General features: G+C 70.1%; 9 protein-coding genes and 1 pseudogene. 6 read left to right on the top strand and 4 right to left on the bottom strand.

The window, feature by feature from the left end; all coding sequences use genetic code 11:
- Positions 1–159 (top strand): annotated as a pseudogene (locus K8V84_RS09295) (PA-phosphatase); the annotation flags it as partial.
- A 25-nt stretch (positions 160–184) separates the two neighbouring features.
- On the opposite strand, the gene K8V84_RS09290 reads toward K8V84_RS09295, so the two are convergent.
- The gene (locus tag K8V84_RS09290) at positions 185–1099 is read right to left on the bottom strand and encodes a phosphotransferase (RefSeq protein ID WP_304073064.1); all 915 of its coding nucleotides are present in this window, start codon (positions 1097–1099) and stop codon (positions 185–187) included.
- Positions 1100–1251: 152 nt separating this feature from the next.
- Here K8V84_RS09290 and K8V84_RS09285 point away from each other — a divergent pair, with 152 nt between their 5' ends.
- A complete protein-coding gene (locus K8V84_RS09285) occupies positions 1252–2100 on the top strand; it encodes an alpha/beta hydrolase (protein WP_304073061.1) in 849 nt (282 codons plus the stop codon).
- A gap of 3 nt (positions 2101–2103) precedes the next feature.
- Here the strand turns inward: K8V84_RS09285 and K8V84_RS09280 are convergent, their stop codons facing one another.
- Positions 2104–2844: a maleylpyruvate isomerase family mycothiol-dependent enzyme gene (locus K8V84_RS09280; protein WP_304073057.1), complete on the bottom strand. Its 741-nt coding sequence runs from the start codon at positions 2842–2844 to the stop codon at positions 2104–2106.
- A 161-nt stretch (positions 2845–3005) separates the two neighbouring features.
- Between K8V84_RS09280 and K8V84_RS09275 the strand changes: the two genes are divergently transcribed.
- Positions 3006–3947 carry an MBL fold metallo-hydrolase gene (locus K8V84_RS09275; protein ID WP_304073054.1) on the top strand — a complete coding sequence of 314 codons (942 nt, stop codon included), beginning with the start codon at positions 3006–3008 and terminating at the stop codon, positions 3945–3947.
- A gap of 54 nt (positions 3948–4001) precedes the next feature.
- On the opposite strand, the gene K8V84_RS09270 is transcribed toward K8V84_RS09275, so the two are convergent.
- Both K8V84_RS09270 and K8V84_RS09265 read right to left on the bottom strand, forming a co-directional pair.
- Complete coding sequence (locus K8V84_RS09270) at positions 4002–5795, bottom strand: stealth family protein (RefSeq protein WP_304073052.1); 1794 nt, start codon at positions 5793–5795, stop codon at positions 4002–4004.
- A gap of 218 nt (positions 5796–6013) precedes the next feature.
- Positions 6014–6805 carry a class I SAM-dependent methyltransferase gene (locus K8V84_RS09265; RefSeq protein WP_304073050.1) on the bottom strand — a complete coding sequence of 264 codons (792 nt, stop codon included), beginning with the start codon at positions 6803–6805 and terminating at the stop codon, positions 6014–6016.
- Between the two features lie 274 nt (positions 6806–7079).
- Between K8V84_RS09265 and K8V84_RS09260 the strand changes: the two genes are divergently transcribed.
- From K8V84_RS09260 to fxsT, 3 genes are all read left to right on the top strand, one after another.
- Positions 7080–7685 (top strand): hypothetical protein, encoded by a 606-nt coding sequence (locus K8V84_RS09260; RefSeq protein WP_304073047.1) that lies wholly within the window; start codon positions 7080–7082, stop codon positions 7683–7685.
- Between the two features lie 47 nt (positions 7686–7732).
- Complete coding sequence (locus tag K8V84_RS09255) at positions 7733–8839, top strand: PrsW family intramembrane metalloprotease (RefSeq protein ID WP_304073044.1); 1107 nt, start codon at positions 7733–7735, stop codon at positions 8837–8839.
- A gap of 275 nt (positions 8840–9114) precedes the next feature.
- Positions 9115–12726 (top strand): FxSxx-COOH system tetratricopeptide repeat protein (fxsT, locus tag K8V84_RS09250; RefSeq protein WP_304073042.1); only part of this gene is annotated, 3612 nt, incomplete at its 3' end.

Raw genomic sequence — 12726 nt, 5'->3', positions numbered from 1 at the left:
TACAGCGAACGCCTGGTCGAGTCGTTGACCCTGGCCATCCCCTCCCGGCCGCGGTTGATCGCGGTGGACGGCGAGGTCGTGCGGGGATCGCCGACGATGTCGTTTTGCAAGCGCCCGGCGGCACTGCGGGTGTTCGTGCCCGCGGGGTCGAGCCGCTGAGGGTGTGTCGGGGCGCTCGACTCGCTCAGTCGGTCGGACGGTCGGCCAGCCGGGCGAGCACGCCGGCCAGTTCCGCAAGTGCCTGTTCGGTGTCGGGGGTGCTCCGGTGCGGGGAACCGAACAGGTCCACGAACTCCACCACGTCCCGCAGGTCCCAACGCAGCCGGTACAGGTCGAGCAGGTCGGGGTCGGGAACGTGCCCGGAGACGTCGGCGTAACGGGCCAGGGCGTCGGGATCGTCGGTGACCGACCACAGGTCGCGCTCGGGCACGGCGACACCGACGGTGTCCCAGTCGACCAGCAGCGGCCGGTCGTCGCGCCACAGCAGGTTGCCCGGATGCGGTTCGCCGTGGGTCGTGACGACCCCGGAGAGGTCGACCGAGGCGGCGCGGCGCCCGAACCCGCTCAAATGTGCGCGTAGGGCGGCGCCGTACTCGTCGAGGAGGTCGGCGACGGCGCCCGACAGGGACCCGTGGTCGCCGAGCCCGCGGGGGTCCTCGGCCAGGGCGGCCAGGCGTTCGGTGCCTTCCAGCGCGATCGGGAGCGTGCGCGCGGTTTCGGGAGGCGGACACCGGTGCAGCGCCGTGAGCGTGTCCAGGAGCCGGTCACGGCGGCCCGGTTCCAGGACCCGACCGAACTCCCCGGAGTCGCCTTCCACGTGTGGGAAGACGCTCAGCGCGTGGTGCGTGCCGACGGTGTGGACGGTGGCGCCGGACAGCGAGCGCAGCGGCGCCACCACGAACCCGAGCCCGACGTCGTCGCGCAACCGAGCCGCGGTGTCCATGGCCCCTTCCAACCGGTCGAGCACCGTGCCCGGATCCTCGCCGAGGAAGGTCTTGTGCTCCAGGTCGGCCAGGGTGAGGAACCAGCGTCGGCCCACGGCGTCGGTGGCGCTCCAGTGGTGGTCGCCGAAGCCCAGGGGCACGTGCGTCAGCGCCACGGCGCGCACGCCCCAGTCGGCCAGGGCGGACAGGAGGCGATGTTCGTCGACGTCGGCGGGCTCGTCTCACATACGGCGGACCGTAGCGGTCTCGGGGTCGGGCGGCACAAATCCCCTTGCCCATGGGGGTCCGTGCCGCGAGGATGACGGCCATGCCCACCTTCGAAGCTCCCGACGGCGCCCTCCTGTCCTACCGATCCGACGGACACGGCGAACCGCTGCTGTGCCTGCCCGGCGGCCCCATGCGCGCCTCCGCCTACCTCGGTGACCTGGGCGGGCTGTCCGCCCGTCGCCGGCTCATCCTGCTCGACCTGCGCGGAACCGGTGACTCACAACCCCCCGAGGACGATTCCGGGTACCGCTGTGACCGGCAGGTCGCCGACGTGGAGGCGCTCCGTGTCCATCTGGGCCTGGAACGGATGGACGTGCTCGCCCACTCCGCCGCCGGGGACCTGGGGCTGCTGTACGCGCTCGCCCACCCGGACCGGGTGCGTTCCCTGGTGCTGGTGACCGCTCGGCTGCGGCCCCTGGGGATCGAGTTCACCGACGGGCACCTCCAAGAGGCCGCCGCCCTGCGTTCCGGTGAACCCTGGTTCGAGGCGGCGATGCGGGGCTACGCGAACCTGGCGAACGGTTCCACCGCCGACGAGGACTGGGGCGCGGTCATGCCGTTCTTCTACGGGCGCTGGGACGAACAGGCGCGGGCACACGCCGCCGCCGGGTCCGAGCAGTCCAACGAGCACGCGGCCGGGTTGTTCTCGCCACCGGAGGCCTTCGACCCGGAGGCGGGCCGCGCGGTGGTGGCCTCCTGGGGTGTGCCGGTCCTGCTCCTGGCCGGGGAGCTGGACGGTGGACCACGGCCGCACGTCGTGGTGGAGGCGGCGCGGTTGTTCGACGACGCCCGCACGGTGACGCAGCCCGGTGGTGGGCACTTCCCCTGGTTGGACGATCCGGTCTTCTTCAGCGACGCCGTCGCGACCTTCCTCGACCGGCGTCGCTGAGGCTCACTCGGTCTCGGCGGCCTGGATCAGCAGTGGGAGGGCCTCGGCGTCGCCCTCCACCTTCAGGGTGTCGGTGCCGGCGCGTCGCCACAGGGCGAGCAGCAGGTCCGAGGCGTTCCCGGTGACGGCGCAGCTCGCCCGATGCTCCTCACGGCGCATCCGCCAGTGCTCCCCGGTGTGGTCGACCGTCCAGACGTGGCCGGTGTCGGTGGCGGCCAGCAGCACGGTGCCGACCGGACCCACCGGTTCGACGGGCGGCCCCAGGATCTCGCGCAACCCCAGGAAGTAGGTCAGGAACTCGTCCACCCCGTCGGCCGCCATCTCGGCGGGCAGTGGCTCGGAGCGACCGATCGCGTTGAGCCCGTCCCAGGCGTGCACCATGGTCTCTTGGGCCATGCGCCTTTGGATGAAGGAGCCGTCCTTGCGCGGCGCCCAGGTCCAGCGGGGCGCCGTCGGGTCCAGGGCGGTGAGCTCGGCCAGGGTCCGGGCGAGCCCGTCCCGGTACCAGGCCGACAGGTCGGCGTCGGTGGGACGCACCGGCTCGGTGTGGTCGCGCTCGGGATCCTTGACCGCACCGGAGGCGATCGCCCGCCAGAAGTGGTGCACCTCCCCGACGTGCCAGAGCAGGTCGGCCATGGTCCACCCCGGGCAGCTGGGCACCCGGGTGTCCAGCCGACCGTCGGCCGCGTCGACCAGTGCGGCGCCGTGCTCCCGCAGAGCGGTGAGGTATCGGGGGGTATCCATGGGGGGCAAGTTAGCACCACCCACCGACGTTCGAGGGCCGTTCCGGCTCACCCAGCCCCTCCCGCCATCCAGCCGCACGGAGTGTCCGAACCCGACCCACAGGACGATGACAGCGCGTTACGCTGCTGCATCGACGATCGGGCACCAACGAAGGGACGCACGTGGGCGAGGCGACGGGGACCGGACCGGAGAGCGGGGCACTGCACGAGGTCATCGCCGGGGTGTACGCCTGGGTGCAGCCCGACGGCACCTGGTGGGTGAACAACGCCGGCGCCGTCACCGGAACCGAGGGCACGCTGGTCATCGACACCTGCGCCACCGCCACCCGCACCCGCCGCTTCCTGGACGCCCTCGCGACCGCCACCGACGACGCTCCCGTGCACTGGGCGCTCAACACCCACCAGCACGGCGACCACACCTACGGCAACAGCGTGCTGCCCGACTCCACCGTGCTGATCGGGCAGAGCGCCATGCGCGAGGCCCTGGAGAACGACCCGCTGTTCGAGAACGTCCCGCCCGTGTGGGAGCCCGTTCCCGACTGGGGCGACGTCACCCGCAGGGTCCCCTCGGTGACCCTGGACCGGGAACTCTCCCTGCATCTGGGCGGGCGCCGGGTCGACCTGCACCACCCCGGGTACGCGGCGCACACCCCCGGCGACGTGGTGGCCTGGCTGCCGCAGGAGCGGGTGCTGTTCAGCGGGGACCTCGTCTTCCACGGGCTGACCCCACTGGTGTTCATGGGCTCGCTCGACGGGGCGCTGCGCTCACTGGAGTGGGTGCGCTCCTTCTCCCCCGAACACGTCGTGCCCGGGCACGGGCCGGTGTTCCAGGCCCGCGACCTGGACGGGGTCCTGGCCGCGCACGAACGCTACTACCGGTTCGTGCTGGCCACCGCCGGGGACGCGGTACGGGAGGGCCGTACCCCGCTGGAGGCCGCCCGCGCCGCCGACCTGGGCGAATTCGCCGACTGGGCCGACGCCGAACGTCTCGTGATGAACCTGCATCGCGCCCGGGCCGACCTGACCGGCGAGGCGATGGACCTGGAGCGGGCGCTCAAGGACGCGGTCGAGTGGAACGGCGGCCCGATGGCCACGACCCTGTGACGAGCTGAACGGCTCCGTCCCGGGGCGCGGCCCTCGTCCGCGCCCCGGGAACGATCAGGCCGCGACCTCGGTGCGCGAGGGGTCGTCCTCACCGATGAGGACGTCGACGCGCTCGAACGGGGAAGGGAACGGGAAGCGGCGCTCCAGGTAGTCGCGGAGCATCTCGGCCACCTCCTCCTGACGTTCGGGCGGGGTGTCGAAGTCGTTCAGGCACAGGAAGTCGAACGGTGCGTCCAGGCCCAGCTCCGCCAGGTTCTCCCGCGCCTGTTCGGTACCGATGTCGATGTAGCGGGTCCGGTACTTCCCGCGTACCCCCTGTCCGCTGAAGAGGGCGTAGTACTGGTGCAGGGTGGTGGCGGGGGCGATGTCGTCCGGGTGTCGGAAACGCGAACGCGCCGTGCGCTCGATGTCCTCCCGGTAGCGCTCCTCCAGTTCCCGGTGGACCCGACGCAGCTGCGGCAAGGGGGCGTGGCGCACCTTCTGGGCGATGGTCGCGCCGAAGTCCTCCATGAGCAGCGCGCGGGCGTTCTTGCCCGCCCAGTTGGGGGAGACCTCCTCTGCGATCGGGGCTCCGACACCGATCTGGTGGCTGGAGAAGGGGAGCCGGACGATCCCGTTGGAGTGGAAGAAGTACTCGGCCCCGACCTGCTTGGCGAAGAAGACGTCGTCGTTGAGGTAGAGGTAGTGCTCCGACAGACCCTCGATGTGGTGCAGTTGGGTCTCGATGGCCCGTGAGCTGAACACCGGAAGCGCGTCGGGGACGGTGAAGATGTCGCGGTGGTCGACCACGGTGAGGCCCGGGGCGTCGGTGTCGAGCCAGGAGGGCACCTGCGCGTCGGTGACCAGGTAGATGTGGCGCACGAACGGTGCGTACATGCGCAGTGAGCGCAGCGAGTAGCGCAGTTCCTCGTGGTCGGTGTAGCGGGAGGAGTTGGCGGCGTGGGTGGCCAGGTCGACGACCTCGCCGCGGTGGCGGGCGCGCTTGGCGGCGTGCGCGGGATCGGCGCCGTCGACCCAGGTGTAGACGACGTCGACCGGGAACCCGACGTCCTCGGGGTGACGGTGCGAGAACGGCTCGAAGGTGGGCAGTTCGCGCCCTCGCACGGTGAGCGTGGCGGGCGTTCGCGCGTCGGTGGTCAGTACGTCGGCGATCCGGTTGGGGCGCGGCCCCAACAGCGCTCCGTCCATCGCGCCCACGGGGATCTTGACGCGGAGCCGGTCGAGGGCGTGTTCGGCCCGGTCTCCGGCCAGGACCTTGGTGGCCTCGCGCCAGAACTCGACGTCGCAGCCGTGGTCGAACCCGCCGAACTCGTCCTCGTGTTCGGACAGCAGGAGTTCGGCGAAGCGGATCACCAGGCCGCTCTTGACCTCGGTGTCCAGGGCGCCGTCGACGTAGGCGGAGGCCTTGGCGGCCTTGCCGTCGGGCCCGGGCGCGACGGCGTACAGGGGGCTGTCGCCGTGGAGTTCGCGCATGGCCTCCAACAGGTCCTTGCGCCGTGAGCGGTGTACGCCCAGGACGTGGCGTTGCGGGGAGCGACCCGGCACGACGAAGTGGTCGATCCCGGCATGGTCCAGTGCGCGCAGGACCAGGTCAAGGTTGCGGTCGGCGGCTCCGGCGGCGGTGTAGTCCCGCACGACGCGACCGATGCGCTCGGCTCCCTCGACGGTGTAGGAGCGCAGGCCGGGGTCGGATTCCAGGAGGGCGGCGCGGCGTTGGGCGACGCGTGCCAGGCGGCGCTCCTCCTTGGCCAGCGCCCGTTCTCTGAGACGTTCCTCCTCTCGACGGGCCCTGACGGAGTGGGGGATCAGGAGTTCGGCAGCGCGCTTGAGGCGGGCTGTCACGAGCATGGACGGCCTTTCGCGAACGGCTCGTCACTGAAAGTGTCGAACCGGGGGATACGGGGGATTCATCCCATTGACTCGCGAAACCCACGTTCGGATGACGACCAGGACATATAAAGGTCATTTAAAGACCGGTTCGGGACCGAATCGCGACCCGAGACACCCGATTCTCACCCGGAGTACTCACCCTGGAACCGGGGGCCACCAAAGGCCACGGCCCCCACTCACTCCTGGAGGTCGGGTCGGGTCACCCGGATCTTGGACTGCCCGTGCGGGAGCTTCTCCCAGTCGTCCATGAAACGCGCCCGGAGCCCGTGTTTCTCGGCCATGGCGATGAGGGTCCCGGTGCGGTAGTAGAAGTCCTCGCGCAGCACGTGGTGTTCGGTGCCCTCGGTGCGGTCGAAGGTGAAGTCGAAGAAGCCGCCGGGAGCGAGGATGCGCTCCACGTGGGCCAGGGCCTCGTCGATGACCTCCGGTGGCGAGTGCGAGAAGACGCTGTGCGCGTGGACGACGTCGAAGTGCTTCTCGGGCAGGAAGTCGAAGGTCAGGTCCTGGGTGATGGTCAGGTGCGGGAGCTTGTGCTGCAGGCCTCGCTCGGCCAAGACCTTCTTCGCGGACATGAGGATGTCCGGGGAGATGTCGATGCCGTAGTAGCCGCCCGGGTCCAGGTGGCCGATGAACCGCCAGCCGGCGCGCAGGTTCCCGCAACCGATGTCGAGCATGCGGTGACCGGGCTCCAACCCGTGGCCGAGCAGGTACTCGAACTGCATCCGCCCCAGCGCCAGCCACCGCTCCTCGTTGCGGCTGCCGACCGCGGCCCTGGGGTCGCGGGCGGCGTCGGAGGCCATGACGGCACGGTAGTAGGAGACGTGGTCGCGGTGGGTCAGGCGCAGACGCAGGTCGCGCAGGGAACGGCGCATGTACGGCCCCACCTTGGCGGGGTTGCGCAGTGCGTAGCGGATTCGGTGACCAAGGGAGGAACGGTCCCTGGTGAGGGCGTCGGTCTTCTTAGACATCGGCTCGAGGCGGCCTTCGGTTTCGGGGGTGCTTTCGGGCGTTGGCATCCCATCACGTTCGCGTCGACATTCCAAGGGGACGTGCGGCACGTTCCCATGGTCGCCTTCGCGGGTTTTCGCCCGGGGCACCTCCTCGTGTCCGACGCGCGGGTCTCCTCCGACCCGGAGTTCGGTGAAATTGTCGTAAACGTGCGCCAAGAACCGATTTCTTCAGCTTTCGGAGTCTTCCTTGATGTTTCGCTGGTGAGCACACAGCGCACAGCGAGGGGGCACGATGGTGGAGGAGAGCGGGACGCTTCGGCACGCGAGGCCGCGCGGACCGCGCAGCGGATGGTTCCCTTTGGGGATCTCCGTCGCCGCGGTCGCGATCCTGGTCGGTGGGTGGACGGCGGTGAGCGCCGCCCTCCCCGACAGCAAGCCCGTCAGCTCCGGGCACAGCATGGTGATCGCCACCGGCTCCGGGCACGAGGCCAAACTGTCCTTCGACGACGGTTGGGAGCTCTACCCGGGCTCCAGCAGCGCCGGACAGCAGTACCGGTTCGGCAAGGGGGCGGTGCGACTGCACGTCACCGTGGTCACCCCGCCCGAGGGATCGTCGGAGACCGAACTGTGGGAGGGCATGCGCGAGGTCGCCCGGGTGGGCGACTCCTCCGCGAGCCTCACCGATCCCCGACCGGTGACCGCCGAGTCGGGCGCCAAGGGACTGACCGGGACCCTGCACAGCAACAAGGAGATCGGCACCGCGGCCCTCTTCCCCTCCCCGAACGGAGGGTTCGCCGTGGAGTCCATCGCCGTCGGCGAAGAGAGCGGAGGCGACCTGGCCGACGCGGAGAAGCTCCTCCAGTCCATCAGGTTCGACCGAACGGGAGGAGGGGCATGAGCCACGCACGCCCTGAACCCGAGATCCCGTCCAGGAAGGACGCGTACGTGCCTTCTCCACGTGACTCGGAACAGGATCGAGAGGGCGCCGAACGGTCGCCCGCCCCGCGGGAGGGCCCGACTCGGCCTCAGCGTCTCCCGCGCCTGGTCACCGCGGTCGTGTTCGGACTGTTGTGCCTGGCCGGGTTCGCGATCATGGTCAACGGCCTCCTCGGGGCCGCGCTGGTGTTCTTCGGTGAGGCCGTGCTGTCGGCGCTGATACTCACCGTGGTCGGCGTCATCGGGTTCTGGGTGCTGCGCCGCATCCGCCCGGTACGTCCCCCCTCGACGACCTACTCGCTCCTGGCCCTGCTCTGGGGCATGACCGCCGCCGTGGGACTCGCGCTGATAGCCAACGGCAACCTGATGACCATCTGGAACACCCTCGGCGGGCTGCCCTTCGGCGAGGCATGGGGCGCGGCGTTGAGCGCTCCCGTCAACGAGGAACTGCTCAAGGTCACCGGGGTCGTCCTCATCGCCGTCATGGCACCGCACGTGTTGCGCGGACCCGTGGACGGTTTCGTGATCGGCGCCTTGGTGGGTCTGGGCTTCCAATTGGTGGAGGACTTCACCTACACGATGAACGTGATCCCCATGGTGGGCGGCATCGACGGGCCCGCCTCGGTGCTCCAGACGCTCCTGGTGCGGGTGGGGCTCACCGGACTGGGTTCGCACTGGGCCATGACCGCGGTGGCCGGCACCGCGGTCGGTCTGATGGTCGCGGCGTCGTGGCGACCCGGTCGACGTCACGGCCTGCGGGCGGCGCTGCTGCTCCTGGTGGCGATGGGGGTGCACTGGTTCTTCGACTCGCCGATCATCGAGGGAATCGTCGGAACCGTGCTCAAGTCCCTGTTGGTGTTCCTGGTGGCCATGATCGTCTACTTCGTCGTGCGGCACACCCACCGTTCCCGGGTCCGCCGGGTCTTGGCCGAGGAGGGTGAGGAGCTGGGGATGCGGCGTTCGGCCGCGATGGCCCTGGCCAACCGACACGGCCGCCGCGGGGAGCTGCGCCGTGCGGCGTACCCGGAGCGGCCGGCGGTGGCGCGCAGGCAGGAACGGCTGGTGGATTTCGCCGAGGATCGGGCCTCGGAGTACCGCGTCCCGTTCCGGGAGTGATCGAACACGGGTGGGGCCCTCGGCACGACGCCGAGGGCCCATTTTTTCTTCGCCTTTTCACCTGCGGACAAATGGGGACAACAAACGCCCCACACGCAACATGATTCCCATCCCTTTCTTCCTCCCCTTTTTCGAGATCTCGTTCCGGTACACACTGGATTCTCCGGGCACGAAAACGGGAACACCCCTACCCCGCCCGAAAAGCCCAGGGGAAAGCGACCGAACGCCCCTGGCCCGCCCGACGAAAAACGGATAAGGGAAATCCCGGAGCCACGTTGACCAGTAAAGAAAGCGGGGAGACGAACTCCAGTGGTCGGATCCTCGTGTTCCACTCCCCCCTGTCCGGAAGCAGCTGCACCACGTCCCTGGCCAACATCGCCTGGAACATCGCAGGCACCGGACGCAGCGTCCTGCTCGTGGACTTCCACCTGCGCGATCCGGAGCTGCGGGAGTACTTCGCGCCGCTGTTCACCCTGCGCGGCGAGCCCCAGCACGGGATCGTCGACATGGTCACCGAGATCATGGCCCAGGCCCAGGTCCCGGGCGCCGACCCGGCCCAGGTGTGCCGGCAGGGCACCGAACTGCGCCATCGCATCGACCGCCTGAGCCGTTGGACGGTGATCCCCGGGGTCCCCGAGGGAGAGATCGGTTATCTGGGGCCCGGCGGACGCGATCCCGAACAACGGATCCTGCTGCAGAACATCCACAACGCGCGCTTCGCGACCAGCCCGGCGGCCCGGCACTTCCTGCGCGCGCTGCGCACCCGCCTGCTTCACAGCGGTTTCGATTACGTGCTGGTGGACACCGCCCCCGGCAACGGTTTGTTGGGACGCCAGTGCGCCACGCTCCTGGCCGACCAGGTCGTGCTGTGCCTGCCCCTGAACCAGAACGCCGTGACCAAGGCCGTGGGGATCGCCGCCGACCTACGGGCGGAGACACCCGACGTCCCCGTCCACCCGGTGCTGACCAGGGTCGACCAGGACCTGCCCGAACTGGCCGCCCACCTGGACTCCACCTACGCCCGGTTCGCCCCCTACGTCGAGGTGCCCGAAGACGACCCGTGGCGGTACTGGGGACGGGCCGAGATCCCCTACAAGGCGGCCATCGCCGAACGTCGCACCCTGGCGGCCTTCCTGGAACGGACCAGGATGCCCAACTCCCTGTTCCACTCCTACGAGCGCCTGACCTCCCTGCTCACCGACGGCGACGTCCCCCGTGGCCGTCACCTGACCCAGGAGCAGACCGAACAGGTCCAGCTGGTCTTCGAGCAGATCCGGCACGGAACGGTCACGTCGGTGGTCCTGGTGGCCGACCCCCGCGACCGGGTGTGGGTCGACTGGGTCGGCGCCCAACTGGAGTGGGTCGGTATCCGGGTGATCCGTCCCAGGAGCGACCCGGACGCGCCACCACACGCGCCGGCCAACAGCGTCGTCACGGTGTTGGTCTCCGCCCACCTGCGCGGCTCCCCCGCCATGGACGTCCTGGCACGTTTCCTGGAACGAGAAGCGGAGCACGGTGGCAACGGCGTGCACCGGGTGCTCGGCGTGACCATCGGGGAGGGCGCCCCACCCGACGACTTCCCCGAGGCCGAGTGGCTCAACCTGCGCATCCGTGAGGAACGGGACGCACGCCGCGCGCTCCTGGCCCGATTCGACCCGGCCTTCGACAGCCGCCGTTCGCTGGGGCCCGAACACGGACCGCGCTATCCCGGCGAGCCCAACCCCGAGCGGATCAACAACGCACCCAGCGGCAACCCGAACTTCAGCGGCCGTGAGGGGCACCTGGAGCGGATCCGTGACCTGCTCGGCCAGGGGATGGAGGACAAACCGCCGGTGGTGCTGGTGGGCATGCAGGGCAGCGGCAAGTCGGAGATCGTGCGCGAGTTCGTCCGACGCTTCCGCAGCGACTACGACCTGATCCGGTGGATCTCCGCCGACCGTTCGGAGAAGGTCGAGGCCTCCCTGAGCGACCTGGCGGTCGAACTGAACCGGCGCGCCCCCGACGACCCGGGCGACCCCGACCGGCGGATCGAGGGCCCGGACCACGTGCTGGAGGCGCTGCGCCGAGGCCGACCGGTGCACCGTTGGCTGCTGGTCTACGACAACGCCGGGCCGCCCGGTGACCTGGACGCGCTCATCCCCCACGACCACGGTCACGTCATCGTCACCTCCTACCACCGGGACTGGGAGGCCTACGGGCACCGACGCTGCCTGCAGGTGGGCCCCTTCACCGAGAAGGAGGTCGTGGAGCTCTTCGACGACCGGTGCCCGGAGGTGGACGCCGCCACCGCGCTCGGCCTCTCCCGACGCCTGCGCCACCTGCCCGCCCTGTTGCACCGGGCCCTGGAATGGCTGAACGCCGCCCAGCGTCGCGACGACGGGGGCCGGGCGGTGGCCGAGTACGTCCGACTGCTCGACGAGCGCGAACCGTCCGTCACCGGGGGCGAGGGTTCGTTCGAGGAACGACTGAGCGGCTCCCTGGCCCTGGACGAGATCGAGGGCTACCACCCGGCGAGCCTGTGCCTGATCAGGTTGGTCTCGCACCTGTCCCCGGACGGCATCCCCGAGGACCTGCTGCGTTCGCCCCGCGCCGTCGCAGAGTACGGCAAGGCCGACCCCCGTTACCGCAGCGGGCTGATCAACTTCAACCACATCCACTACCAGCTCACCCGGGTGCTGCTGCTCCACCACGACCGACACCTGAAGACGTTCTCGGTGCACCCGGCCGTGCAGGAGGTGGTCCGCGACCGCATCCCCGAGGGCGAACGCGCCCGCTTCCAGGAGGCGGCCCGGCTACTGCTGGCCGCCTACGCGCCGCACGACGAAGAGGCCGACGACACCCGGCATGATCACCGCTACGAACACCTGCGCTGGCACATCGCCCCCTCCGGTGCCGACCGCAGCGCCCACGAGGACGTGCGCCGCTGGCTGGTCAACCAGGTGCGCTACCACCACCGGCACAGCGAGTTCGGGGCCGCCTTGCGTCTGGGCGTGCCGTTGTTGGAGAACTGGACCGAGTCCTTCGGCGAACGCGACCAACTCCGGCTCCGTCTGGCCACCCAACTGGCCAACGTCCACCGGTCGCGTGGCGATCACCGCGCGGCGGATCGGCTCAACAGCAGGACCCTCGACCTCCAGTTGGAGGTCCTGGGCGAGGCACACCCGTTCACCCTGCTGACCCGGCGCGGGATGGGTTCGGACCTGCGCGCCCTCGGCCGGTTCCAGGAGGCCCTGCTCCACGACCGCAAGACCTACGACGCCTACCTCGACGACCGTGGGCCCGACCACCAGCACACCCTGCTGGCCAAACACAACCTGGCACTGTCGTTGGCCGCGGCCGGTGAGTACGGTCCCGCTCTGGAGAACGCCGCCCAGGCGTTCCGCAGCGCGCGAGAACTGCTGTCCCAAGGGCATCCGCACACGTGGATCCTGTCCTCGGCCGCCGCGACCTATCGGCGAAGGATGGGCGAGTACGTGATCGCCCAGCGCCAGATCCAGCAGGCCGCCTACCTGCTGCGTCGCACCGTCGGGGAACTCTCCTCGCACACTCTGCACGCCCGCAAGGAGCTGGCGGTCACCGAACGCCTGGTCGGCGAACCCGAGCAGGCGCTGCGCCGGATCCTTCGGACCAGGGAACTGCACCTGAACGAGTACGGCGAGGACCACCCGCGGAGTCTGGCGATGGGCCTGGAACTGGCCGCCTGTCTGGCCGCCGAGGACCGTTTCGAACCGGCCTGGCGGCGGGCGGAGGCCTGCGTGGACGGGTACGAACGGACCTTTGGAGAACGGCACCCGTTCACGCTCGTGGCCCGCTCCAACCTGGCGGCCTACGCCTGCCGCGCGGGCGAGGTCGAGCACGCCGCCGAACAGGCGCGGCCGGCCCATGAG

Source organism: Nocardiopsis listeri, from assembly GCF_020741345.1.
Classification (GTDB): Bacteria; Actinomycetota; Actinomycetes; order Streptosporangiales; family Streptosporangiaceae; genus Nocardiopsis; species Nocardiopsis listeri_A.
The sequence above is the reverse complement of the archived record's forward strand: the minus strand, read 5'-3'. Positions and strand labels throughout refer to the sequence as shown.